The sequence below is a fragment of the Pseudomonas sp. YQ_5 genome, from assembly GCF_043103305.1.
GTDB lineage: Bacteria > Pseudomonadota > Gammaproteobacteria > Pseudomonadales > Pseudomonadaceae > Aquipseudomonas > Aquipseudomonas putida_Y.
Map to the genome: position 1 here is coordinate 1 of NZ_JBICJS010000050.1, position 24081 is coordinate 24081.

18 protein-coding genes are annotated in these 24081 nt (G+C 62.7%); 12 read left to right on the top strand and 6 right to left on the bottom strand.

Annotated features, from left to right (window positions below; all coding sequences use genetic code 11):
• Positions 1 to 389: 389 nt before the first annotated feature.
• Both putA and ACF8EA_RS11500 read right to left on the bottom strand, forming a co-directional pair.
• Positions 390 to 4343 carry a trifunctional transcriptional regulator/proline dehydrogenase/L-glutamate gamma-semialdehyde dehydrogenase gene (putA, locus tag ACF8EA_RS11495; RefSeq protein ID WP_392522071.1) on the bottom strand — a complete coding sequence of 1318 codons (3954 nt, stop codon included), beginning with the start codon at positions 4341 to 4343 and terminating at the stop codon, positions 390 to 392.
• A 31-nt stretch (positions 4344 to 4374) separates the two neighbouring features.
• Positions 4375 to 4671 carry a hypothetical protein gene (locus tag ACF8EA_RS11500; RefSeq protein WP_152546615.1) on the bottom strand — a complete coding sequence of 99 codons (297 nt, stop codon included), beginning with the start codon at positions 4669 to 4671 and terminating at the stop codon, positions 4375 to 4377.
• Between the two features lie 27 nt (positions 4672 to 4698).
• On the opposite strand from ACF8EA_RS11500, the gene putP reads away from it, so the two are divergent.
• The 9 genes from putP (at position 4699) to ACF8EA_RS11545 (ending at position 15448) form a co-directional block, all read left to right on the top strand.
• Complete coding sequence (gene putP, locus ACF8EA_RS11505; protein WP_028697041.1) at positions 4699 to 6177, top strand: sodium/proline symporter PutP; 1479 nt, start codon at positions 4699 to 4701, stop codon at positions 6175 to 6177.
• 106 nt (positions 6178 to 6283) lie between these two features.
• Entirely contained in the window at positions 6284 to 7120 is an 837-nt protein-coding gene (locus ACF8EA_RS11510; RefSeq protein ID WP_003249430.1) for a 23S rRNA (adenine(2030)-N(6))-methyltransferase RlmJ, read from the top strand.
• 187 nt (positions 7121 to 7307) lie between these two features.
• Positions 7308 to 9065 carry a carbamoyltransferase gene (locus tag ACF8EA_RS11515; protein ID WP_003249431.1) on the top strand — a complete coding sequence of 586 codons (1758 nt, stop codon included), beginning with the start codon at positions 7308 to 7310 and terminating at the stop codon, positions 9063 to 9065.
• Positions 9049 to 10179: a glycosyltransferase gene (locus tag ACF8EA_RS11520; RefSeq protein WP_392522073.1), complete on the top strand. Its 1131-nt coding sequence runs from the start codon at positions 9049 to 9051 to the stop codon at positions 10177 to 10179. The genes ACF8EA_RS11515 and ACF8EA_RS11520 overlap by 17 nt, the downstream gene beginning before the upstream one ends.
• Positions 10179 to 11075 carry an antimicrobial resistance protein Mig-14 gene (locus ACF8EA_RS11525; protein WP_392522075.1) on the top strand — a complete coding sequence of 299 codons (897 nt, stop codon included), beginning with the start codon at positions 10179 to 10181 and terminating at the stop codon, positions 11073 to 11075. The genes ACF8EA_RS11520 and ACF8EA_RS11525 overlap by 1 nt, the downstream gene beginning before the upstream one ends.
• Positions 11072 to 12475: a PIG-L family deacetylase gene (locus tag ACF8EA_RS11530; RefSeq protein ID WP_338444307.1), complete on the top strand. Its 1404-nt coding sequence runs from the start codon at positions 11072 to 11074 to the stop codon at positions 12473 to 12475. The genes ACF8EA_RS11525 and ACF8EA_RS11530 overlap by 4 nt, the downstream gene beginning before the upstream one ends.
• A 48-nt stretch (positions 12476 to 12523) precedes the next feature.
• On the top strand, positions 12524 to 13480 hold the full coding sequence (locus ACF8EA_RS11535; RefSeq protein WP_103469620.1) for a glycosyltransferase: 957 nt from the start codon (positions 12524 to 12526) through the stop codon (positions 13478 to 13480).
• A gap of 65 nt (positions 13481 to 13545) precedes the next feature.
• On the top strand, positions 13546 to 14319 hold the full coding sequence (locus ACF8EA_RS11540) for a glycosyltransferase family 2 protein (RefSeq protein WP_028697038.1): 774 nt from the start codon (positions 13546 to 13548) through the stop codon (positions 14317 to 14319).
• 37 nt (positions 14320 to 14356) lie between these two features.
• Positions 14357 to 15448 (top strand): glycosyltransferase, encoded by a 1092-nt coding sequence (locus ACF8EA_RS11545; RefSeq protein WP_031322437.1) that lies wholly within the window; start codon positions 14357 to 14359, stop codon positions 15446 to 15448.
• A gap of 3 nt (positions 15449 to 15451) precedes the next feature.
• Here ACF8EA_RS11545 and ACF8EA_RS11550 read toward each other — a convergent pair whose 3' ends face one another.
• Positions 15452 to 16057 carry a hypothetical protein gene (locus ACF8EA_RS11550; RefSeq protein ID WP_021783837.1) on the bottom strand — a complete coding sequence of 202 codons (606 nt, stop codon included), beginning with the start codon at positions 16055 to 16057 and terminating at the stop codon, positions 15452 to 15454.
• A gap of 100 nt (positions 16058 to 16157) precedes the next feature.
• Here ACF8EA_RS11550 and ACF8EA_RS11555 point away from each other — a divergent pair, with 100 nt between their 5' ends.
• From ACF8EA_RS11555 to hldE, 3 genes are all read left to right on the top strand, one after another.
• Entirely contained in the window at positions 16158 to 17333 is a 1176-nt protein-coding gene (locus tag ACF8EA_RS11555; RefSeq protein ID WP_028697036.1) for an O-antigen ligase, read from the top strand.
• A gap of 15 nt (positions 17334 to 17348) precedes the next feature.
• Complete coding sequence (msbA, locus tag ACF8EA_RS11560; protein ID WP_084850259.1) at positions 17349 to 19157, top strand: lipid A export permease/ATP-binding protein MsbA; 1809 nt, start codon at positions 17349 to 17351, stop codon at positions 19155 to 19157.
• 130 nt (positions 19158 to 19287) lie between these two features.
• Positions 19288 to 20709 (top strand): bifunctional D-glycero-beta-D-manno-heptose-7-phosphate kinase/D-glycero-beta-D-manno-heptose 1-phosphate adenylyltransferase HldE, encoded by a 1422-nt coding sequence (gene hldE, locus ACF8EA_RS11565; protein WP_021783834.1) that lies wholly within the window; start codon positions 19288 to 19290, stop codon positions 20707 to 20709.
• A gap of 81 nt (positions 20710 to 20790) precedes the next feature.
• Here the strand turns inward: hldE and ACF8EA_RS11570 are convergent, their stop codons facing one another.
• From ACF8EA_RS11570 to ACF8EA_RS11580, 3 genes are read right to left on the bottom strand one after another with little or no spacing between them, the layout of a single operon-like run.
• A complete protein-coding gene (locus ACF8EA_RS11570) occupies positions 20791 to 21759 on the bottom strand; it encodes a hypothetical protein (RefSeq protein WP_021783833.1) in 969 nt (322 codons plus the stop codon).
• A 58-nt stretch (positions 21760 to 21817) separates the two neighbouring features.
• Positions 21818 to 22630, bottom strand: coding sequence for an aldo/keto reductase (locus tag ACF8EA_RS11575; RefSeq protein WP_084850260.1), 813 nt, complete (start codon positions 22628 to 22630; stop codon positions 21818 to 21820).
• Positions 22627 to 23802 (bottom strand): FAD-binding oxidoreductase, encoded by a 1176-nt coding sequence (locus ACF8EA_RS11580; RefSeq protein ID WP_101196447.1) that lies wholly within the window; start codon positions 23800 to 23802, stop codon positions 22627 to 22629. The genes ACF8EA_RS11575 and ACF8EA_RS11580 overlap by 4 nt, the downstream gene beginning before the upstream one ends.
• Between the last annotated feature and the right edge of the window lie 279 nt (positions 23803 to 24081).

Below are 24081 nucleotides of genomic sequence, written 5' to 3' on the forward strand. Positions count from 1 at the left end.
CTCATGCCATGCGGTGTGGCTTTGAGGGTATGGCGGTAGAGGTGCGTCGTCTGGGAGACCGAGCGCCGCCCGCGCGGCGCATCGCGAGCTGTGCTCGCTCCTACGTTTGTTTCGGTCCAGTTATTTCTGGGGGATTTGCGCGCGGGCGCTTTGGGGCATGTCGCGATATTGCGCCGAACAAACAAAACGGTCGCGCGCGCCTGTCACGGCCGTTACTGGCCCGAAACAGACGTAGGAGCGAGCGCAGCTCGCGATGCGCCGCGCGGGCGGCGCTCGGTCTTGCAGGCGCAGAAAGTGTTGTGGCGAGCCCCTGGCAGCCAAACCCAATCTCAAGTCAAACGCCCATAAAAAAGGAGAGCCTAAGCTCCCCTTTTCAGCAACCCTCAGCTTCAGCCAATGGTCATCAGGCTGGCGTTACCACCCGCCGCCGCAGTGTTCACGCTCACCGCCCGCTCAATCACCAAACGCTCCAGCGCAATCTGGTGATCACCGCTGGACAGTCCGTGCACCCCAACGATCGCCCCGGCACGTTTGGCCACCTGCTGGCATACGCCGCGCAACTGGTCCGAGTCGCCATGGTGGATCACGGCGTCGAACGCCACTTCATCCTTGTTCCAGTCCGCGACCAGCTTCACCTTGGCCTGCAGCTCACGCGGCAGGCGGGCGCGCAGGGCTTTGCCCGGTTCACCGTCAACCCATACCGCCGAGCTGCCAACGGCCAGTACTGCGGCCAGCTGCGCCAGCAGGTCGGTTTCGTTGTCGGCCAGGCACAGTACGTGCTCACGCGGCAAGATGGTGTAGCTGTTGCGCTCGCCGGTCGGGCCAGGCAGCAGGCGGGCGATGCCGCTCTGCGACTGGCTGGCGAACTGGCTGCACAGCGCGACCAGGTCGGCCAGCTGGTTGCTCTCGGCCCAAGCCTTCAGGCCGTGCAGTGGCTTGACCAGCTGTTCGTGCACGGTGCGGTCCGGCATGCCTTCGCCGTCCTGCTGCTGGAAGTGGCGGCCAATGGCGTCGGCCGGACGGGTCGACAACAGGCGGTACAGGTACAGCGGGCCGCCGGCTTTCGGGCCGGTGCCAGACAGGCCTTCACCACCGAACGGCTGCACGCCCACCACGGCACCCACAATATTGCGGTTGACGTACATGTTGCCGGCATTGGCGGTTTCCACCACTTTGGCAATGGTCTCGTCGATGCGGGTGTGCACGCCCAGGGTCAGGCCGTAGCCGGAGTTGTTGATCTGCTCGATCAATTGGTCCAGGTTGCGGCGGTTGTAGCGCACCACGTGCAGTACGGGACCGAAGATTTCACGCTTCAGTTCGTCGAAGCTTTCCAGTTCGATCAGGGTCGGCATGACGAAGGTGCCACGCTTGATCTCGGCAGCATCGGCAATGGCCACTTGGTAGACCGAGCGGCCTTTCTCGCGCATGCCCTGAATGTGCTTCTCGATGCCGGCCTTGGCTTCGGCGTCGATCACCGGGCCGATGTCCACGGCCAGGCGGTCCGGGCAGCCCAGGCGGCTTTCAGCCATGGCGCCCTTGAGCATTTCGATTACGCGGTCGGCGGAGTCTTCCTGCAAGCACAGCACACGCAGGGCCGAGCAACGCTGGCCGGCACTGTCGAAGGCCGAGGACACCACGTCGATCACGACCTGTTCGGTCAGTGCCGAGGAGTCGACGATCATCGCGTTCTGGCCGCCGGTTTCGGCGATCAGCGGGATCGGGCGGCCCTGGTTGTCGAGGCGGCCAGCGACGTTGCGCTGCAGCAGGCGGGCCACTTCGGTGGAACCGGTGAACATCACGCCTTTGACGCGTTCGTCTCCTACCAGGCCGGCACCGACGGTTTCACCGCGGCCTGGCAGCAGTTGCAGCACGCCTTCGGGGATGCCAGCTTCCAACATCAGGCGCACGGCCTGGGCGGCGATCAGCGGGGTTTGCTCGGCAGGCTTGGCCAGTACCGGGTTGCCGGCAGCCAGGGCTGCGGCCACCTGGCCGGTGAAGATCGCCAGCGGGAAGTTCCAGGGGCTGATGCACACCACCGGGCCCAGCGGGCGGTGGGCGTCGTTGCTGAAGTCGTTGCGTGCCTGCACCGCGTAGTAGCGCAGGAAGTCCACGGCTTCACGCACTTCGGCGATGGCGTTGGCGAAGGTCTTGCCGGCCTCGCGGATGAGCAGGCCCATCAGCGGCTGGATTTCGGCCTCCATCAGGTCGGCGGTGCGTTCCAGAATGGCAGCACGCTCGGCTGGCGGGGTGGCCTGCCAGATCGGCGCGGCGTTCAGTGCGCACTGGATGGCGTTGTCCACGTCGGCAACGGTGGCTTCTTGCACGTGGCCGACCACGTCGCGGTGGTCCGCCGGGTTCAGTACCGGTGTGGCAGCGCTCTCGCTGGCGGCGCAGGCCAGCAGCGGGGCAGCCTTCCAGTCGTTGTGGGCGGTGGCCAGCATGGCGCAGGACAGCGATGCCAGACGGTGTTCGTTGGCCATGTCGATGCCGGCCGAGTTGGCCCGTTCAGTGCCATACAGATCGCGTGGCAGCGGGATACGCGGGTGCGGCAGACCGATACTGCCTTCCTGGGTACCCATGCGCTCGATGCTGGCCACCGGGTCGGCGACTAGTTCCTGGATGGAAATCGAGTGGTCGGCGATGCGGTTGACGAACGAGGTGTTGGCGCCGTTTTCCAGCAGGCGGCGCACCAGGTAGGCCAGCAGCGTTTCATGGGTGCCGACCGGCGCGTACACGCGGCACGGGCGGTTCAGCTTGCCATCGGCAATCTTGCCAACCACTTGCTCGTACAGCGGTTCGCCCATGCCGTGCAGGCACTGGAACTCGTACTGGCCCGGGTAATAGTTCTGCCCGGCAATGTGGTAGATGGCCGACAGGGTGTGGGCGTTGTGGGTGGCGAACTGCGGGTAGATGGCTTCTGGCACGGCCAGCAGCTTGCGGGCGCAGGCCACGTAGGACACGTCGGTGTACACCTTGCGGGTATAGACCGGGTAGCCTTCCAGGCCTTCGACCTGAGCACGCTTGATCTCGCTGTCCCAGTAGGCGCCTTTTACCAGGCGGATCATCAGGCGGTGGCGGCTGCGCTTGGCCAGATCGATGACGTAGTCGATCACGTACGGGCAGCGCTTCTGGTAGGCCTGGATAACGAAACCGATGCCGTTCCAGCCAGCCAGGGATGGCTCGAAGCACAGGCGCTCGAGCAGATCGAGCGAAAGCTCCAGGCGGTCGGCTTCTTCGGCGTCGATGTTCAGGCCGATGTCGTACTGCTTGGCCAGCAGCGTCAGCGACAGCAGGCGCGGGTACAGCTCTTCCATCACGCGCTCGTACTGGGCACGGCTGTAGCGCGGGTGCAGGGCCGACAGCTTGATCGAGATGCCTGGGCCTTCGTAGATGCCGCGGCCATGCGAGGCCTTGCCGATCGAGTGGATGGCCTGCTCGTAGGACGCCAGGTATTTCTGCGCGTCGTGCTCGGTCAGTGCGGCTTCGCCGAGCATGTCGTAGGAGTAGCGGAAGCCTTTGGACTCGAAGCGGCTGGCGTTGGCCAGTGCTTCGGCAATGGTCTCGCCGGTGACGAACTGCTCACCCATCAGGCGCATGGCCATGTCGACGCCCTTGCGGATCATCGGCTCGCCGCTCTTGCCGATAATGCGAGTGAGCGAGGAGGTGAGGCCGGTTTCGTTGTGGGTGCTGACCAGCTTGCCGGTCAGCAGCAGCCCCCAGGTGGCGGCGTTGACGAACAGCGACGGGCTGTTGCCCAGGTGTGGCTGCCAGTTGCCGGTACTGATCTTGTCGCGGATCAGCGCATCGCGGGTGCCTTTGTCGGGGATACGCAGCAGGGCTTCGGCCAGGCACATCAGCGCCACGCCTTCCTGAGAAGACAGCGAAAACTCCTGCAGCAGGCCCTGGACGACACCGGCACGGCCGCCGGCGCTTTTCTGATTGCGCAGTTTTTCAGCAATGCTTGCGGCCAGCTTGTTGGTGGCTTCGGCCAGCGGCGCGCTCAGGCGCGCCTGCTCCAGCAGCATTGGCACCACTTCCTGCTCGGGGCGGCGGTAGGCAGCGGTGATTGCCGAGCGCAGTACCGACTGTGGCAAGATGCTCTCGGCAAATTCGAGGAAGCACTGGTGGCTGTGGTCGGCCTGGATTTCACCGGCATCGTCGGCCGGGTTGCTGGCATGACCGTTGAGTTCGGTCAGGGTTGCGCCACCCTCGAGCTTCTCCAGGTAATTGAAGATCGCTTGCTTGATCAACCAGTGAGGTGTGCGGTCAATGGACTGCGCAGCTGCTTTGAGTCGCTCACGGGTCGGGTCGTCGAGTTTGACCCCAAGGGTGGTAGTCGCCATTTCTTATCCTCGTTATTGCCACGGTTGTGGCCTAAGCTGGCATCAAGAGTAGCTGTAGGACAATTCGGGTGCAACTAGGTGCAACCTGAATTTTTTGTGTAGAAGGTGCAACTCGTCCGATAGCCATTCCCGCCCCCTGAAAAGGGGCGTTTTTGGTGTGATTTATTCTGAAAAACCGGTTTTTTACTCCCGAAAGGAGCAAAAAATGGGCTTTGTCGGAAAATGCACTGGCAGGTGCAACTTGCAAAAGAAAAATGGTTGCACCTTCTTTGCGTTGTTGCATAGCATTCGCCGCCTGGGTGCAACCGCCATCGCTGCGGTTGTGCATGATAAAAACAAACGCCAGGGCACACGCATGGGCAATCCACTAACGATCACCTTCGTGATCTACATCGCAGCAATGGTGCTGATCGGCTTCGCCGCCTATCGCGCCACCAAAAACCTTTCCGATTACATTCTGGGCGGTCGCAGCCTGGGTAGCGTGGTTACCGCGCTGTCTGCCGGTGCCTCCGACATGAGTGGCTGGCTGCTGATGGGCCTGCCCGGTGCCATCTACTTCGCGGGCCTGTCCGAGGTCTGGATCGCCATCGGCCTGACGGTTGGTGCCTACCTGAACTGGCTGTTCGTGGCTGGCCGGCTGCGCGTGCAGACCGAGCACAACGGTGACGCGCTGACCCTGCCGGACTATTTCTCCAGCCGTTTCGAAGACAATAGCGGCCTGCTGCGTATCATCTCCGCCATCGTCATCCTGGTCTTCTTCACCATCTACTGCGCTTCCGGCATCGTTGCCGGTGCCCGTCTGTTCGAGAGCACCTTCGGCATGTCGTATGAAACCGCGCTGTGGGCTGGTGCAGCGGCGACCATCGCCTACACATTCATCGGTGGTTTCCTGGCTGTGAGCTGGACCGACACCGTGCAGGCCACGCTGATGATCTTCGCGCTCATCCTCACCCCGGTGTTCGTGCTGATCGCCACCGGTGGCTTCGACCAGACCTTCGCCGCTATCGAGGCGGTGAACCCGGCGAACTTCGACATGCTCAAGGGTGCCACCTTCATCGGTATCATCTCGCTGATGGGCTGGGGCCTGGGTTACTTCGGCCAGCCGCATATCCTGGCGCGCTTCATGGCCGCTGATTCGGTGAAGTCGATCGCCAAGGCGCGCCGCATTTCCATGACCTGGATGATCCTGTGCCTGGCGGGTACCTGCGCCGTAGGCTTCTTCGGTATCGCCTACTTCTCGGCCCATCCTGAACTGGCAGGCCCGGTAAGCGAGAACCACGAACGTGTGTTCATCGAACTGGCCAAGATCCTGTTCAACCCATGGATCGCAGGTGTCCTGCTGTCGGCCATCCTGGCCGCGGTCATGAGTACCCTGAGCTGCCAGCTGCTGGTGTGCTCCAGTGCCTTGACCGAAGACTTCTACAAAGCCTTCCTGCGCAAGAATGCTTCGCAGATCGAGCTGGTGTGGGTCGGCCGTCTTATGGTGCTGGCCGTGGCCCTGATTGCCATCACCATGGCCGCCAATCCGGAAAACCGCGTGCTGGGCCTGGTGGCCTATGCCTGGGCCGGCTTCGGTGCTGCCTTCGGCCCGGTGGTGCTGATTTCGGTGCTGTGGAAAGGCATGACCCGTAACGGCGCGCTGGCCGGTATCGTGGTGGGTGCGCTGACGGTGATCCTGTGGAAGAACTTCGACACCCTCGGGTTGTACGAAATCATCCCGGGCTTCCTGTTCGCCAGCATCGCCATTGTTCTGGTGAGCAAGCTGGGTAGCCCTTCGCAGGCGATGGTCAAACGCTTCGAAGCGGCTGACGCGGCGTATCACGCCGACAAGTAACACCCGTTGAATTGGCGGCGCCTGCTTTGCGGGTGCCGCCAATCAGCAGCCAGGCCTGACTCCGCCTGCAAGGCAAGGTAAACTTGCCGCCTTCGCAGGAGTTGCCATGAACTATCGTCACGCCTTCCACGCCGGCAACCACGCCGACGTCCTCAAACACATCGTGCTGACCCGTCTCATCGCCCTGATGTCGCGCAAGGAGCAGCCTTTCGCCTATATCGATACCCACGCAGGGCTCGGCCTGTACGACCTGCAGGGTGACCAGGCAAGCCGCACCGGCGAGTACCTGGAAGGCGTAGCCCGCCTGTGGAATCGCGATGACCTGCCGGCCATGGCCGACGACTACCTGCGCATCATCAAGCGCCTGAATGCCGATGGCGAGCTGCGCTACTACCCGGGTTCGCCGGAACTGGCACGTCGTCTGATGCGCCAGCAGGACCGCGCCCTGCTCAACGAGAAACACCCCGAAGACGGGCCGCTCCTCAAAGAAAACATGAAAAAAGACCCGCGCGTGACCGTGCACCTGGGTGAAGGCTGGCATGTGCCGCGGGCCTTGCTGCCGGTGCAGGAAAAGCGCGCGATCATGCTGATCGACCCGCCGTTCGAGCAGGCCGATGAGCTCAAGCGCTGCACCACTGCCATGAAAGAGGCGATTGGCCGCATGCGCCAGACGGTTGTGGCCATCTGGTACCCGATCAAGGACCAGCGTTCGCTGACCCGCTATTACCAGGACCTGACCAGCACTGGTGCGCCGAAACTGTTGCGGGTTGAGCTGTATGTGCATCACCAGGACAGCCCTCAGGGGCTGAACGGCTCTGGCCTGGCCATCGCCAACCCGCCGTGGGGGTTGGAGGATGAGCTTAAGGAGCTGCTGCCATGGCTGGCCAAAGAGCTGGCACAAACCGCCGGTAGTTACCGCATGGACTGGCTGATCGCCGAGTAAACCTGAGCGGGTTTGCCCGCGAACACCGGCAACGCCGGTGCCATCCACCGCGTGACGGCTTCGCGGGTGAACCCGCTCCCACAAGGGGGCGGTGTGCCTCCAATGTTTGCGTTATAATCCCGCCCTTTAGCCGCCATCCGCCCAAGAGGCCGCTGGCGCATTTCTACCGAATGAAGAGGCTAATCCCTTGGCATTGACGATTCTTGGCCTGTCCGGCGCCCTTAGCCATGACCCTTCCGCGGCCCTGTACATTGACGGCAAGCTGATTGCCGCCGCCGAAGAAGAGCGCTTCGTGCGTGACAAGCATGCGAAGAACCGCATGCCCTACGAGTCGGCGAAGTTCTGCCTGGAACAGGCAGGCATCAAGCCGTCCGACGTCGACGTGGTAGCCATCCCGTTCGCCCCGATCAGCCTGTTCGGCAAGGCGCGGTGGCACTATGCCAAGCGCTATTGGTACGCCCCGGATCGTGCACTCGATGCCATCCTGATGGGCAACCGTCGCTACAAGCGTTATCGCAAGAAGATCGTCTGGTGCCTGGAGCAACTGGGCTTTGACCCGAAAAAGGTCAAGATCGAGCCCGTCGAGCACCACCTGGCCCACGCTTCCAGTGCTTATCACTGCTCGGGCTTCAAGGAAAAAACCGCAATCCTGGGCATCGACGGCAAGGGCGAGTACGCCACTACCTTCTTTGGCTACGGTGAAAACGGCAAGATCCACAAGATCAAGGAATTCTTCGACCCTGACTCGCTGGGTGGCCTGTACGGTGCCATCACCGAGTTCCTGGGCTTCGAAATGCTCGATGGCGAGTTCAAGGTCATGGGCATGGCGCCGTATGGCGACGCAAGCAAGTATGACTTCTCGCGTCTGGCCAGCTTCGAGAACGGCGAGCTGGTCATCAACACCGAGTACGCCAACGTTATCGGCCTGCGCCGCTATAAAGAGAAGGGCAAAGGCTTCTACTTCTCGCCGAAGCTGATCGAATGGCTGGGCCCCAAGCGCGAAGGCGACATCGCCGACGAGCCGTACATCCATTACGCCGCCAGCATGCAGGCGCTGTTCGAGAAACTGGCGCTGCAGATGATCGACCATTACCTGGGCGACACCCTGCGTGAAACCGGCAAGCTGGCCTTCGCTGGCGGCTGTGCGCTGAACGTCAAGCTCAACCAGAAAATCATCGCCCGTCCGGACGTGAAAGAGTTGTTCGTCCAGCCAGCCTCCGGCGACGCCGGGACTGCCGTTGGCGCCGCAGCCTATGTTTCGCACGCCCGTGGCGTTCCGGTCGAGAAGATGGAGCACGTCTACCTCGGCCCGTCGTACTCCAACGAAGACGTGATCGCTGCCTGCGCCCGTCACCCGAACCAGCCAAAGTGGCGCAAACTCGAGAACATGCCGCAGCAGATCGCCCAGATCATGGTCGACGGCAACCCGGTAGCCTGGTTCCAGGGCCGCATGGAGTTCGGGCCGCGTGCCCTCGGTGGCCGATCGATCATCGGCTGCCCGAGCGTGGAAGGCGTGGCTGACCGCATCAACCACCAGATCAAGTTCCGCGAACGCTGGAGACCTTTCTGCCCGTCGATGCTCGACACTGTCGCCCCGCAGATGATCAAGGTCGACCATCCCGCGCCGTTCATGACCTTCACCTTCGAAGTCGCTGAAGAGTGGAAGACCCGCGTGCCGGAAGTGGTGCATGAGGACGGCACTTCGCGTGCCCAGGTGCTCAAGCGCGAGTACAACCCGCGCTACTACGACATGATGAAGGCGCTGGAAGACCTGACTGGCAACGGCGTGTCGCTGAACACCTCGCTGAACCGTCGTGGTGAACCGATGATCTGCTCGCCGACCGATGCGTTGAACATGTTCTTCGGCTCGGACCTGCAGTACCTGATCATGGAAGACATCCTGGTTGTGAAGGACGGCGCGGCCCCGTATGACCAGCCGCTCTGAACCGCGCATCCTGCAGTTCTGCCATGGCTATGACGGGCCGTTCCTGGACTGTGCCCGTCAGTACGCCAGCCTGTTTCAGGGGCGTGGGTACCAGGTGACTACGGTGTTCCTCACCGGCGCCGCCGACGCGCAGGTAGCGGCTGGCTGTGCGTCGGAGGAGGTGCTGTTCCTTGAGTTCAGTTCCAAGGACGTGCGTGGTCTGAAACTCGGCGCCATCCGCGCATTGCGGCGCATTGCGGCCGAACGCAATTTCGCTTTTTGCATCGCCCATCGCTTCAAGCCGATCTACGTTGCCCTGCTGGGCACCGGCCTGCCAGTGATTGGTGTGCACCATGCCTTTGGCGACTACCAGCGCAAAGGCCGCCGCCTGTTCGCGAACCTGTTCAGCAAGCGTCTGAGCCTGCTGGGTGTTTCGGACGCGGTACGTGACGATATGCGCCGTTGCTTGCCTCAGTGGCCGGCCGAGCGCATTCAGACCCTGTACAACCGCATCGACATCGACGCCCTGCAAGCAGCCCTGGTGCCGCGCGCTGACGCACGCCAGGCCTTGGGCCTGGATGCTCAGGCGTGGATCGTCGGCAATGTTGGGCGCCTGCACCCGGACAAGGATCAGGCCACCCTGTTGCGCAGTTTTGCCCAGGCACTGCCGGGGCTGCCGGCTGGCGCCCGCCTGGCAATCCTCGGCAAGGGGCGTCTGGAGGCCAAGCTCATGGCGTTGGCCGCCGAGCTTGGTATTGCCGGGCAAGTCGACTTTCTTGGCCAGGTGCCGGATGCGCGCCGTTACTTTCAGGCGTTCGACGTGTTCGCTTTGAGTTCGGATCACGAGCCGTTCGGCATGGTTCTGCTTGAAGCGATGGTTGCCGGTGTACCGGTGCTGGCCACGGCCTGTGGTGGTGCCCGCGAAGTGGTCGAGGGCGTTGGCGTTCTGTTCCCGCTGGGCGACGCCGCGCAGCTGGCCCAGGGCCTGAAGCACATGGCCGTACTGGATGCTGAACAGCGCCAGGTCTGCGCCAGGCACATGCTGCAGCGCCTGCGTGAGCGTTTCTCTGATCAGGCGGTGCGCGAGGCCTTCTGGCAACTCCCGCAGGTGCGCGCGTTGGTGGGGCAGGCCTGATGCTCAATCGTATCCAGGCCTTCCGCGAACGCGGTTGGCAAGCTATCGATGCCAAGGCTTATGGCCAGGCGTGGGCGCGCTTTGGCGGCAGTGTCGCCACCCATCCGCTGGTGGTCGAGCAACTGGCGGACCTGGCACAAATCCCGGTGCGTTACCTGGGCTGGCACCAGGCTGGCGAGCTGAAAGCCGCGATCCCGGTCTGGGGGCGTCACCTGGCGCTGTCCAAGGACGTGCTGAAGCGTGCTGGCAAGAAAGCCCTGTTCGACCTCGGCAACGCCGAGATCATCCTGCCGGCGGCGCCTGATGCCGCTGCGCCGTTGCGCCATACCGTGCGTTACCTGTCCGAACTGAACCTGGGCCGCTTCAACGGCCTCAAGGCGCAGAAGGAGCAGTTGGCCATGGCCCGGGCGCCTGAAGACCTGTCGAAGAAGTTCCGCTACAACCAGCGCCGTGAACTTCGCCTGCTGGAAGAGGCGGGTGGTGTGGTACGCCCGATCAGCGACTTCAGTGCTCAGGAAATCGCCAGCATGTACTGCGACCTGTTCCTGCGCCGCTGGGGCTTCCCTGCCACCGGTGCCGAGCGTATGGCCGATGTGCTGGAGCGCCTGCGTGAGCTGCTGATCGGCTCGGTGTTGCTGCTGGACGGTAAGCCGATTGCCATCCAGCTGGTGTACCGCGTCGAAGCGCCGGAGTGGATCAGCGTCGAGTACATCAATGGCGGTGTCGACCCTGAAACCAAGGCCTTCAGCCCAGGCAGCGTGCTGAGCTTCCTCAATACCCAGGCCGCCTGGGAAGATGCCCGGGCGCGCAACAAGCCGCTGCGGTTCTCGTTCGGCCGTGCTGACCGTGAGTACAAGGACCGATGGTGCAACCCTGTGCCGGTGTATCAAGCGTGAGCCGCAAGCAGCAGTTGCTCAAGCGCCACCGGCGCAACAAACGCCTGGGGCTGCTGGCGGGCCTGGTTGCGCTGGTCGCCCTCGGTGTTTTCAGCTGGTGGTGGCTGCCACTGCTGTTGTTGCCGCTGCTCTGGGCTGCCCATGAGGCCTGGTTTGCCGACCACCTGTTCTATGCACCGGGTGAGGACTATGCCTACGACTTCGGCGATCAGGTGCAGCAGGTTCCAGCCAGCCTGCACGATGGCTGGCTCAAGGCTGATTGCACGTTGCAAGGCGACGAAACCCTGGTGCTTGAACTGCGGCTAAAAAGCAGCTGGTTGGGGCGCTTTCTCGACCCTCGGGTCGAGCTGCTGGCTGGCGAACAGGCCGATCGGCAAGCGTTCGAGCGTGGCGTCGATGGCGTGCGCTTCCTTAACCTGACGGGTCTTGCTGCGCCACTGCAGGCCGGTACGTTGCGACTGCGCGGCCGGCATTGCCGGCTGCAGGGTCAGTTGCGCCTGTGGATAACCCCCTCGGTCGAGCTGCAGCGGCGCCGGGTGATGGTGATCGCGCCACATGCCGATGACGCCGAGTTGGCCGCGTATGGTTTGTACAGCCAGGCCGACGAAAGCTGGGTGGTGACCCTGACTGCCGGTGAGATAGAGGCCGAGCACTACCAGCAGATGGGCCTGGCAAAGGCCGAGGCCGCGCGCCTGAAAGGTCGCCTGCGTGCCTGGGACAGCATCGCCGTGCCGCGTTGGGCCGGTGTGCCGGAGTCGCGTTGCATACAGCTAGGTTACTTCTGCCTGCAGCTGCCTGCCATGCAGGCCGCACCCGATCAGCCGGCTGCCTCACGTGAGGCAGACCTGGCCGATATCCGCGTGTTCCGCCAGTTCAACCCGTTCCCGTTACCGGGCGACCGTGATGGCGCGCCCACCTGGCACAACCTGCTGGCCGATTTGCGAGCCTTGCTGGAACTGGCCAAGCCAGAGGTGCTGGTGATGCCGCACCCGCAGTTAGACCCCCACCCGGACCATATCTGCGCTCAGGCGGCGGTGCTGGAAGCCTTGCAAGGTATGGCCTGGCAGCCACAAACCTTGCTGTGCTACGCCAACCACCTGCACGATAACGACCGCTGGCCGATGGGCAACAGTGGTGATGGCGTAGCCTTGCCGCCGCAATTGAGCGCCGCCCAGGCCTGGGCGCCCTGCAGCCTGGTGCTGGACTGCGCGACCCAGCGCGACAAGGCCATGGCCCTGGGCATGATGCACGACCTGCAGCCGCCGGCACCGTTCAAGCGCCGCCTGCGCCGCGTGCTGCAACGCTGGCTTGCCGGGCGACAGCCATCGCCTTATGGGGAGAACGAATTCTTCCGCAAGGCCGTGCGCCGACACGAACTGTTCTGGCGGCGTGAGCTGTAAGCACGCCCCATGGTTGACCGCGAAGGCGCAGAGCGCCCAAGGAAAGCAATGAAAGTCCTATTTCTGGTACAGAAGGAACAGCGGGCCATTCTTGACCGCCTGTACGATGGCGTCGCGGCCAACTGCGAGTGCGACCTGCGCTGGCTTACCAGCCAGGATCAACGCAACCTGCGCCGCTACTTCAAGCGAGAGGTGCAGGTCGAGCGCTATGACCGCATCGTGTTTTTCCTGCGTTTCAAGCAGGAGATCCGTCAGGTGGCCTTTATCCGCACGGTGCCGAACCTGGTGATTCTCGAGCACGACGCCTACCAGAACTACATCCCGTGCAAGTACACCGGCAAGTTCAGCGCTCATTACCGCCAGTTGCCATGGGCGCGGGTGATCAGCTCCGGCTATATGGTCAGCGAGCGCCTGCGCCAGGAAGGTTTTGACGCGGTGTTCGTGCCCAAGGGCTATGACGAGCAGTTGCTGGCCGACCAAGGGCGCGAGCGTGACATCGAGCTGGCCTTTGTCGGCAGCGTCAACAGCGTGGCCTATAGCGGCCGCAAGGCACTGCTGGACGAGTTGGGGCAGGTCGAGAACCTGCTGGTAACCCGTACCAAGTCGGGCGAGGACTACTGCAACACGCTCAACCGTATTCGTTTCTTCGTCAGTGCCGATGTCGGCATGGGCGAATACATGATCAAGAACTTCGAAGCCATGGCCTGTGGCTGTGTGTTGCTGGCGTACGACCAGGGCGAGGAAGAGAACCGTGCTCTGGGTCTGCAAGACATGCACAACGTGGTGTTCTATGACAACATCCCGACCCTTCAGGAAAAGCTTCGTCACTTGCGCGAGAACCCCGAGCTGGCACGGCAGATTGCAGAAAATGGCCGCCAACTTGCGGTTTCCCGTTTTAGTTTCGGCGCAGTTGGACGTAGCATCGTCGACCATATGCGCCCGGCGCTCAGGCCCCACCCGCCATTGTCTGCATGGCAGCGGCTGCGCCTGAAGCTGGGCATCTAAACAAGAGCTTTCGCGCCCAGGAGCGGGTCGTTGAAGGCCGATAGTCGTAATGCGGAGGGAGTCCGGTGCGCTTTTCAAATGAGAGTGACGTCACGCTCGTCGTGACCAGTTGTGGGCGGTTCGATCTGCTCAAAGACACCCTTGAGAGTTTCGATCGCTACAACACCGCGCCCATTCGCGAGGTATTCATCACCGAAGACTCTGGCGACGATGCTGTGCATGCCGCTGTGCCGGAGCACTGGAAGCCGCACTGCAAGGTGTTCGTCAACCGGCCAAAACTTGGTCAGTTGCCGTCTATCGACCTGGCCTACAGCCACGTGAAGACGCCTTACATTTTTCACTGCGAAGACGACTGGCAATTCTACCGCCAAGGCTTTGTCGAAGACTCGCGGGCCATCCTGGATGTCAGTCCCCACCTGCTGCAGGTGTGGTTGCGCAGCCATGCCCACGATCTGGCCATCCACAGCCCGTACATCCACTTGGGCGATCGTCAGGTGATCGCCGGGGTGCCGTGTTATCCGCTGCTGTCCGACAAGGCCGAGTGGCAGGCGTTCTCGCTCAACCCTGGGCTGCGCCGATTGAGCGATTACCAGCGCTGTGCGCCGTTTGCCGCCTATGCTGGAGAAAAGGCGCTTTCCCGTCGCTACGCTGAGTTAAATCTGACGGCGGTCACCTTGGAGGGTGATGCAGTATTGCACACTGGATTCGGCAATCACGTGACCTTGCCCATTGAAGTGGAGCGTAAGGCCAAGCGCCGTCAGCGTGATCGGATGAAGCTGGCGTTGGCGCTGGTTGCGGGGACCTTGATCGGCATGGGAATCACCTTTTTTGTTCAATGAAGTCACTGTCCCACCTGACTTGAGCGGGAGAGGACCCATGAACATCGTCAATATGATGTGGGCGGGTGGAACGCCCTACATGTCGATTCACAGGGTGCATCGGCAGGTCTTGTCGAACGCGGGTGCCGACGCCCGGATCAGTAATTGGCTGCTGCTGGGGAGCGGGCTCTGCTGTGGGCTCGGTTCGACCCGGGAATGGCATATGCCCTCACGTGCGCTCAAAGGGCGGCACTTGTGGCGCTTGCTGCGCCCATGGCTGCGCATGCGGTTGCGCAAGGCACTGGCCGAGGCGGGGGCAGAAATCGTGCTGCTCGATGGTATTGGCGTCGCTCGGTTGGTGCTGCCGTTGTTGCAGCGTATTCCCCACGTACGTGCCAAGGTACTGTTCCATGGCACGACGCGTCTGAATGCCAGCGATATCCGCTTGTTGCAGATGTTTCCGTCCGAGCGGCTGAGTGTTGCGGCGGTATCACGGACGTTGGCCGAGTCGCTGGAGTGTGATCTGGGTAGGCCGGTGCAGACACTGCGCATGGCGCTTGACCCGCGTGCATTCGTCGAGCCTTTGCTGAGCCGTGATCAGGCCAGGCAGGCGCTGCGGTTGCCCCACGGCGCCGGAGTGATGCTGGGTGCGGTAGGGCGGTTGGTAGAGAGTAAAGGTTTCGAGATGCTGATCGAAGCATTCGCCAGGGCCAGTGCACGGCAGCCGGACCTGCAACTGGCGATCATTGGCGAGGGGCCGCAGCATGCCATGTTGCAGCAGCGTATCAACGCGCTGGGCCTGGCTGGGCGCGTTCATCTGCGCGGTCACCGCGAAGACCTGCAGCAGCTGTATCGGGCATTCGACTGGCTATTGGTGCCTTCGCGTTCCGAAGGCCTGGGGCTGGTGGTGCAAGAAGCGGTGATGGCCGATGTACCGGTGGTGTGCAGCGACCTGCAGGTGTTCCGCGAGCAGTTGCACGATACGGGTGGCTACCTGCCGGTTGCCGACGAAAGCGCCTGGGCTGAGGCGATCGAGCGCTGTGCGGTGCTCAGTGCATCGACGATCGCCGCGAAGCAGCGCCAGGCACTGGCGCCGGAGCAGGCCTGGCAGGCATTCTGCAGCGGCTCGCAGAGCCTGTTGCGCAGTTGACGCTCAGCGTGTCAGCAAGGCTGCCTCGAAGGCGGCAAGGGGGAACCGGTCGCCCAGGTTCTCCCGCTCGATATAGCGCACCATGTGCTGCACATTGCGTCGAATCATGCGAGCCGACAGCGGCGGGCGTAGAAAACGCATGTCGGCCACGTCGATCAAGCCCAGACGCTGGTCGGGGGTGACCACCACATTGCCCAGGTGCAGCGAACGGAAGTAAACGCCGCTGCGGTGCAACTGGCGGATCAGTTCGATCAGGCGTGGCAGGTAAATGTCCCAGCTGAATCCGTCGTCGCGCGACATCTGCAGCAGTGTCCGCCCAGGTAGCGGGCGATACAGCACCGCAGTGCGGCCCGGCAGGTCGAGTTTGTGCTGGCTGATCACTTCGAGGGTGGGGATGCCCAGTTGCGTCAGGCGCGCGGCGTTATCGACGAAGCGCTGCGAGTAAGGGCGTAGCAGTGCAGATGAAATCAGCCGCTTCCTACGAAAAACCTTGAGGAAATTTCCATCTGTGAGCAGGTAGACTTTGGCGCCATGGCTGTCTGCCTCAAGCACCTGTGCGCCAAGTGTCAGCTGATCGAAGTCGACCTGGGTGAGCCGGGAGCATTGCATGAATAGGGCCTTGTCGTCTGGCGAGCAAAATGACCGGCAATAATGCCGAAAATAATGTTGTAGCACCATGGATGGTGTTTTTGATTCATCGGGGGAAAGGATGTTGTATCAAAAAAACTGGGCACGAGCCTGGTTAGGATTGGGTCTGGTCTGGTTCCTGGCGGCGATTGCCCTGGCACCCAGCAACAAGGTTTATCAGCAAGGTCTGGTGTTGTTCTTGTGGCTGCCAACGCTGGTATTGGCCTGGTCGGCCCGAGGTGTGCTGGTGCAAGCCTGGGGGCGGCAACCGGCGCTGTGGGGGAGTGTGCTGCTGCTGCTGGCCTGGAGCGGTCTGAGCCTGGCCTGGTCGCCCGCCGAGGAGCCCGGGCGCGAGCTCAAGCGCTTGCTCTACATCCTGGTGTTCCTGCTGGCGTTTCCGCTGTTGGCCCAGCTTGGCCAGGCCCGCATTCGTCAGCTATTGCTGCTTGGCAGCGCGTTGCTGGCCCTCGCTGCGTTGGTCTCCATCCTCAAGTTCTATGGGGTGCAGCATAAGCCTTTGCTGGTCAGGCTGGCGGGTATTGGCGAGATATCCCACCCCATCCTGGGGGCTTATGTCATTGGTTCGGCCTTGCTCTTGATGCTCTACGAGCCACCTCGGCACCGTGGCTTGCAGTTGTTGTGGCTGGCGGCACTGGCTTGCCTGGGTGCCTTCGCCATTTTCAGCCAGAGCCGTGGCGCGATTCTGGCACTGGTGATTACCGTGGTGATGGCGCCGCTGTGGTTCCGTGACCGCCACAGCCGGGTGTTTTCTGTTCTGGCATTGCTTGCCACCGGCCTGGCCTTTTTGGCCGTGTACGACCTTATCGCCCACCGGGGTTCATCCTATCGGCCGGAAATTTTCCATGCTGTGGTCGAGATGATTGCCGCGCACCCTTGGACTGGTCTTGGCCTGGGGGCTCATTACGAAGTGAGCGCCGTCGGCAGGCACTTTGATCATTCCCACAACATGTTCACCCATGTTGCCGTTGAAATGGGCTTGCCCGGCATGTTGCTGTGGGTAATGGTATGGCTGCTTACGCTGGGCGAAATCGTGCGCGCCCGCGGCACCCTGTTCGGCAAGGTCCTGCTGGGGTTCTGGGTATACTCGACCCTGGCCATGCAGTTCGATGCCGCCAGCCTCACCGGTACGCCACGTGCCGAATGGTTCATCAGCTGGCTGCCGGTGGGCCTTGCCATGTTGCTGCCATGGGGGCGTGCCGAAAATGACGCCTGTGGTAAAATTGCCGGTTCAACCTGAACAGCGAGCTCGATAATGGCCGAAACACCGCGACCAGCGGAGCACACCTCCAGCCTGAAGATCTACTTCCGGCTGTTGAGCTATGTGAAACCCTATGTCGGCATTTTCCTGCTGAGCATTGTCGGTTTCGTGATCTTTGCCTCGACCCAGCCAATGCTGGCCGGCATTCTCAAGTACTTCGTCGATGGGCTGAGCAACCCCGAAGCGGTATTGTTCCCCAACGTACCCTACCTGCGTGACCTGCAATTGCTGCAGGCGGTGCCGCTGCTGATCATCCTGATCGCTGCGTGGCAGGGCCTTGGCTCGTTCCTCGGCAACTACTTCCTGGCGAAGGTCTCTCTGAGCCTGGTGCATGACCTGCGGGTGGCTTTGTTCAACAAGCTGCTGGTGTTGCCCAACCGCTACTTCGACAACCACAACTCCGGGCACCTGATTTCGCGCATTACCTTCAATGTGACCATGGTCACCGGCGCTGCTACCGACGCCATCAAGGTGGTGATCCGCGAAGGCCTGACCGTGGTGTTCCTGTTTGCCTATCTGCTCTGGATGAACTGGCACCTGACCTTGGTGATGGTCGCCATCTTGCCGGTGATCGCGGTTATGGTCAGCATCGCCAGCAAGAAATTCCGCAAGCAGAGCAAGAAGATCCAGGTAGCCATGGGCGACGTCACTCACGTTGCCTCGGAAACCATCCAGGGGTACCGCGTGGTCCGTAGCTTCGGTGGCGAGGCCTATGAGGAGCGGCGATTCGACCAGGCCAGCCAGAGCAACACCGACAAGCAACTGCGCATGACCAAGACCGGCGCGCTGTACACACCGATGCTTCAGTTGGTGATCTACAGCGCCATGGCTGCGCTGATGTTCCTGGTACTGTTCCTGCGCGGGGATTCTACTGCCGGTGACCTGGTGGCCTATATCACCGCTGCCGGCCTGCTGCCCAAGCCTATTCGCCAGTTGTCGGAAGTCAGCTCGACCATCCAGAAGGGCCTGGCAGGTGCCGAGAGCATCTTCGAGCAACTGGACGAAGCACCCGAAGTGGACACCGGTACTGTCGAGAAGGAACGTGTGGAAGGGCGCCTGGAAGTGCGTAACCTGAGCTTCACTTACCCGGGTACCGAGCGTGAAGTGCTGAGCGACATCAGTTTTGTCGCCGAGCCCGGGCAGATGATCGCCCTGGTCGGCCGCTCCGGCAGTGGCAAGTCTACCCTGGCGGCCCTGATCCCGCGTTTCTATCACCACGACAAGGGGCAGATCCTGCTCGATGGCGTGGAGATCGAGAACTATCGCCTGCGCAACCTGCGCCGCCATGTTTCGCAAGTCACCCAGCATGTCACCCTGTTCAACGACACCGTGGCCAACAACATCGCCTATGGTGATCTGGCTGGCGCGCCGCGCGCAGACATCGAGGCCGCCGCGGCCGATGCCTATGCCAAGGAATTCGTCGACCGGCTGCCAAAGGGCTTCGATACTGAAGTGGGTGAGAACGGTGTACTGCTTTCTGGTGGCCAGCGCCAGCGCCTGGCTATTGCCCGTGCGCTGCTTAAAAACGCGCCGTTGCTGATCCTCGACGAAGCCACTTCGGCGTTGGATACCGAGTCCGAGCGGCATATCCAGGCCGCTCTGGACCACGTGATGCAAGGCCGTACCACGCTGGTGATCGCCCATCGCCTGTCGACCATCGAGAAGGCCGACCAGATCCTGGTCATGGACCAGGGCCGCTTGGTCGAGCGCGGTACTCACGCCGAGCTGCTTGCGGCTAATGGCCATTATGCCCGCCTGCATGCCATGGGGCTGGATGAGCCGGCCAAGGCCGATATCACCTGAACCCTCCTTGATCGGGGCCGTCATGGCCCCGATTGTCACGGGAATTTTCCAGGGATGATCTGGCCATAAAGCCATTGACTACCCTGTGCTAATATCCTGCCCCTGTTCATTATTTCCATATGGGTTGCCCATGAAGTTGTCCATGCCGCGTTTCGATCAAGCCCCGGTACTGGTGGTCGGCGATGTCATGCTCGACCGCTACTGGCATGGCGGTACTTCGCGTATTTCGCCTGAAGCGCCAGTCCCGGTGGTCAAGGTCGATCAGATCGAGGATCGCCCCGGCGGTGCGGCCAACGTTGCCTTGAACATTGCTGCGCTGGGCGCGCCGGCTTCGCTGATCGGCGTTACCGGCCAGGATGAGGCTGCCGACAGCCTGGCCAACAGTCTGCAGGCTGCCGGTGTCCGTTCGGTATTCCAGCGCATCGCGCACCAGCCGACTATCGTCAAGCTGCGGGTCATGAGCCGTCACCAGCAGTTGCTGCGTATCGATTTCGAAGAGCCGTTCGCCACCGACCCGCTGTCGCTGGGCGCGGAGGTCGATGGCCTGCTCGAAGGCGTCAAGGTGCTGGTGCTGTCCGACTACGGCAAAGGTGCATTGAAGAATCACCAAGACCTGATCCAGGCGGCGCGCGCCAAGCGTATTCCGGTGCTGGCCGACCCCAAGGGCAAGGACTTTTCCATCTACCGTGGCGCCAGCCTGATTACCCCGAACCTCAGCGAATTCGAGACCATTGTCGGCCGTTGCGTCGATGAAGCCGAACTGGTCGCCAAGGGCTTGCAGCTGCTGCAGGACCTGGACCTGGGTGCCTTGCTGGTCACCCGCGGTGAGCATGGCATGACCCTGCTGCGTGTTGGTCAGCCGGCGTTGCACCTGCCAGCACGGGCACGCGAAGTGTTCGATGTGACCGGTGCCGGCGATACCGTCATCTCCACCCTTGCCGCGGCCATTGCCGCGGGTGAGGACCTACCCCATGCGGTGGCCCTGGCCAATCTGGCGGCGGGCATCGTGGTCGGCAAGCTGGGTACGGCTGCCATCAGCGCCCCTGAACTGCGCCGGGCCATCCAGCGTGAGGAAGGCTCCGAGCGCGGCGTGCTGGGCCTGGAGCAATTGCTGCTGGCCATTGATGACGCGCGGGCGCACAACGAGAAGATCGTCTTTACCAATGGCTGCTTCGACATCCTGCATGCCGGGCATGTCACCTACCTGGAGCAGGCGCGGGCTCAGGGTGATCGCCTGATCGTTGCGGTAAATGACGATGCCTCGGTAAGCCGCCTGAAGGGGCCGGGCCGGCCGATCAACAGTGTTGACCGGCGTATGGCTGTACTGGCCGGTCTGGGCGCAGTGGACTGGGTGATCAGTTTCCCGGAAGGCACCCCGGAAAACCTGCTGAGCCAGGTCAAGCCGGATGTGCTGGTGAAGGGTGGCGACTATGGCATCGATCAGGTGGTGGGCGCTGATATCGTCAAGGGCTATGGCGGCACCGTGAAGGTGCTGGGGCTGGTCGAGAACAGCTCGACCACGGCGATTGTCGAGAAAATTCGCAAGAACTGATCTGGCCTTGGGGTCGCTGTGGCGGCCCTCTGCAGGGGCGGGTTTACCCGCGCCTGCAAGAAGGTGAAAGCTCCCGGGATGTCACTTGTGCAGCGAAGTTCGCGCCCGCTCCAGCAGCGCTCGTGCCTTGTCGCCAAACCGTTGCAAGTGCGACGCCCGTTCAGGCGTGCGTTCCACCAAACCCTGCTGCTTCACCCAATCCTTCCAGCGTATCCGTTCATCTGCCACCACCCAGCCTTCCTGCCGGGCAAAACTCTCTGCCAGGTACAACCCACGCGTACTCGCTGGCACCAGTTCATCCTTTTTCAGCGTATACAGCTCTGCCAGTGGCTGGCCGTCCTTCAATGGCATCAGGTACAGGTCGGGCCGTTTGCGGTTGAGCCGCGCCACCAACTGGTCGCCCTCCAGCCGTTCGTCAACGTGGAACAAGCTGAGTTTCTTGGCGTCCCGGGGCACTTGCAGGCGCATGTCATAGATCAGCTGTAGCGAAGCGGTGGGCAGGTGCACATAGGCCCGTGGGCGCTCCAGTAGCATCAGTTTGCCGCAATGCACCGGGCGTGCGGCACCGGACTGGGGCGCCAGCACGAAGTGGGGTGTTTCGCGGTAGTGCAGGGCGGCGGCGTAGGGTACGGGCAGCCAGGTGTCGTTGAAGCGCCCGCCCAGCCAACCTTCCGGGGTTTCCAGCAGGCACTCCTCGGCCACTTCCTGTACAGCGGTGTGCAGCGGCAGGTTCAGCTCCTGCGCCGGCACATAACCGGAAATCAGTTTCAGCACCACATCGCCACGGTCTTGTCGGCGCTGACGCACCAGTACCCAGTAATCGCGGTTCTGCCAATGCAGCGTGAGGCGCACTGACACGCCCAGGTTGGCCAGTTCGACCACGAAATGTTGCGCGTCGGGTAACTGGATGGCCTTGCGCCGTTGCTGGGTCTGGGCAAAGTTCAGCGGCATGCCGATGCTTTGGTAGATCAAGCCTTCGGGCGTGGCCTCGACATGCAGTGGCAGTGTCTTGAAGTTGCTCGGGTTCTTGCGGATCAACGTTCGCGCCACGAGGCTCCTCCTTGCGTCGGGTCAGTCTCCAGGCCCTGAGTCGTAGGCCTGAGGTAACTCAATGCTGGCCCAGGATGCGGGCGACGGTGGCCACATTGTGGGCCAGGTGCAACGGGTTGATGGTGCCGACAATAGCACTGCTGACGCCCGGGTGGGCAAACAGCAGCTCGAAGCTGGCCTGCACCGGGTCGACGCCCGGGGCCAGGCAGATGTGCCCGCTCGCCAAGGCCTTCTTTACCAGGATGGCCTTGCCGTGTTCGGCAGCGTAGTCCAGCACCGGGCGTTCTGCCTGTTCGTTGAGGTTGTAGGTGACCATGGCGCAGTCGCCTTGCTCCAGCGCTTTCAGGCCGCCGGCGACGGTCTTGCCGGACAGCCCGAAACCGAGGATCTTGCCCTCCTGCTTGAGTTCGGCCAAGGTCTGGTAGACCTCCTGCTGTTCTAGAATGGCCAGGTCGTTGCCATCGGAATGCACCAGCACCAGTTCGATGCGGTCGGTTTCGAGCCGGCGCAGGCTGCGCTCCACCGAGCGGCGAGTGTGGGCGGCGCTGAAATCGAAATGCGACAGGCCTTCCTCGAACTCTTCACCGACCTTGCTGACGATTACCCATTCATCACGTTGGCCGCGCAGCAGCGGGCCCAGGCGTTCTTCGCTGTGGCCATAGGCCGGGGCGGTGTCGATCAGGTTGATGCCAAGCTCGCGGGCCTGAGCCAGTAACAGGCGGGCGTCTTCATCGCCGGGGATAGTGAAGCCCGTGGGGTACTTCACGCCCTGATCGCGACCCAGCTTGACCGTGCCGAGGCCCAGTGGCGAGACCTTGAGGCCGGTGCTGCCCAGCGGGCGATGGAATTCGTGCAGGGTTGGCAGGCTCATGGCAGCAGTTGCTCCCAGGCCGGTACGCCCAGCGGAGGGCGTGGCAGGTCGGTCAGGTCGGCCTGTGCTTGTGGACGAATGCCGTCGCGCTCCAGGTGGCTGATCACCCGGTCGCTGAAGTCCGGTGCCAGTGCCAGCTTGGTCGGCCAGCCCACCAGCAGACGCTGCTGGTCGGCAAGGAAGGCGTTGTCCGGGCGTACCAGGCCAGATTGTGCAGGCTCAGCGCGGTCGACGCGCAGTGTGGCCCAGCGCACCAGGCTCTGATCGACCCATGGCAGCAGGCTGGCGATTTCCTTCTGCGCTGCAGCAATCTGCGCTGCAGGCTCGCGCGCCACGCCATCGGCTTCGGCCAGGTCCCCACCGAGGTACCAGACCCACTGGCCATCGGCTGCCGGATGGGTGGTCACCGTCACCCGAGGCTTGGGCCCGCCGCCGAGGCAGTGGGCGTACAAAGGTTTGAGGTTCGGGCCCTTGGCCATGACCATGTGCAGCGGGCGGGTTTGCATGGCCGGCTGATCCAGGCCCAGCGCCTGCAGCAAGCCTTCGGTGCCGGCTCCGGCGCTCAATACGATGCGCTGGGCACGGATTTCCCGGTCGTCCACGCGCAGGCCAACCAACGCATCACCTTCACGCATGGGTTCGATGCGTTCACCTGCCAGCAAGGACTCGCCGGCCAGCTCGGCCAGGTTGGCCAGCAGGCTCGGGACATCGACCACCAGTTCCGCCAGGCGATACACCTTGCCCTTGAACGCGCGGTCCTGAAGTGCGGGTGGCAACTGGTCACCCTTGACCTGATCGACCCGGCCGCGCACGGCCTTGCTGGCGAAGAAGCTTGTGAGGTTGCCGGCCAAGGTGCCCGGCGACCACAGGTAGTGGGCATCGGAGAGCAGGCGGGTACGCCCGAGGTCGAGTTCACCGTTGCCGGCCAAGGCCTCGCGCCAGCGGCGCGGCATGTCGGCGATGGCTTCCGAGGCGCCGGTCAGGGCGCCGTGCAGGGCGTATTTGGTGCCGCCGTGGATGATGCCCTGCGACTTGATGGTCTGCTCGCCGCCAAGGCTGGCGCGCTCCACCAGTACTGTCGAGTAGCCCAGGCGGCGCAGGCGGGCATTGAGCCAGAGGCCTGCGACCCCGGCGCCGACGATCAGCACGTCAGTGGAAATGGCAGATGGCATGGCGATACCTCGAAGACTGGGACAGCTGGCAAGTATACAGGGTCAGGCACACGGGGGATCGTGTGAGGGCTAACAGAGGCTCGGCTTGAGGTTTTTCGCGCTTGTTAGATCGAGCGCCGCCCGCGCGGCGCATCGCGAGCTGCGCTCGCTCCTACGTTTGTTTCGGGCCAATTATTCCTGTGGTATTTGCGCGCGGACGCTTTGGGGCATGTCGCGATATTGCGCCGAACAAACAAAACGGTCGCGCGCGCCTGTCACGGGCGTTACTGGCCCGAAACA

Excerpts from the sequence above, each read along its gene's own strand:
- putA (WP_392522071.1), bottom strand. The coding sequence starts at position 4,343 with ATGGCGACTACCACCCTTGGGGTCAAACTCGACGACCCGACCCGTGAG.
- ACF8EA_RS11500 (WP_152546615.1), bottom strand. The coding sequence starts at position 4,671 with ATGCACAACCGCAGCGATGGCGGTTGCACCCAGGCGGCGAATGCTATG.
- putP (WP_028697041.1), top strand. The coding sequence starts at position 4,699 with ATGGGCAATCCACTAACGATCACCTTCGTGATCTACATCGCAGCAATG.
- ACF8EA_RS11510 (WP_003249430.1), top strand. The coding sequence starts at position 6,284 with ATGAACTATCGTCACGCCTTCCACGCCGGCAACCACGCCGACGTCCTC.
- ACF8EA_RS11520 (WP_392522073.1), top strand. The coding sequence starts at position 9,049 with ATGACCAGCCGCTCTGAACCGCGCATCCTGCAGTTCTGCCATGGCTAT.
- ACF8EA_RS11525 (WP_392522075.1), top strand. The coding sequence starts at position 10,179 with ATGCTCAATCGTATCCAGGCCTTCCGCGAACGCGGTTGGCAAGCTATC.
- ACF8EA_RS11535 (WP_103469620.1), top strand. The coding sequence starts at position 12,524 with ATGAAAGTCCTATTTCTGGTACAGAAGGAACAGCGGGCCATTCTTGAC.
- ACF8EA_RS11545 (WP_031322437.1), top strand. The coding sequence starts at position 14,357 with ATGAACATCGTCAATATGATGTGGGCGGGTGGAACGCCCTACATGTCG.
- ACF8EA_RS11550 (WP_021783837.1), bottom strand. The coding sequence starts at position 16,057 with ATGCAATGCTCCCGGCTCACCCAGGTCGACTTCGATCAGCTGACACTT.
- ACF8EA_RS11555 (WP_028697036.1), top strand. The coding sequence starts at position 16,158 with ATGTTGTATCAAAAAAACTGGGCACGAGCCTGGTTAGGATTGGGTCTG.
- msbA (WP_084850259.1), top strand. The coding sequence starts at position 17,349 with ATGGCCGAAACACCGCGACCAGCGGAGCACACCTCCAGCCTGAAGATC.
- hldE (WP_021783834.1), top strand. The coding sequence starts at position 19,288 with ATGAAGTTGTCCATGCCGCGTTTCGATCAAGCCCCGGTACTGGTGGTC.
- ACF8EA_RS11575 (WP_084850260.1), bottom strand. The coding sequence starts at position 22,630 with ATGAGCCTGCCAACCCTGCACGAATTCCATCGCCCGCTGGGCAGCACC.
- ACF8EA_RS11580 (WP_101196447.1), bottom strand. The coding sequence starts at position 23,802 with ATGCCATCTGCCATTTCCACTGACGTGCTGATCGTCGGCGCCGGGGTC.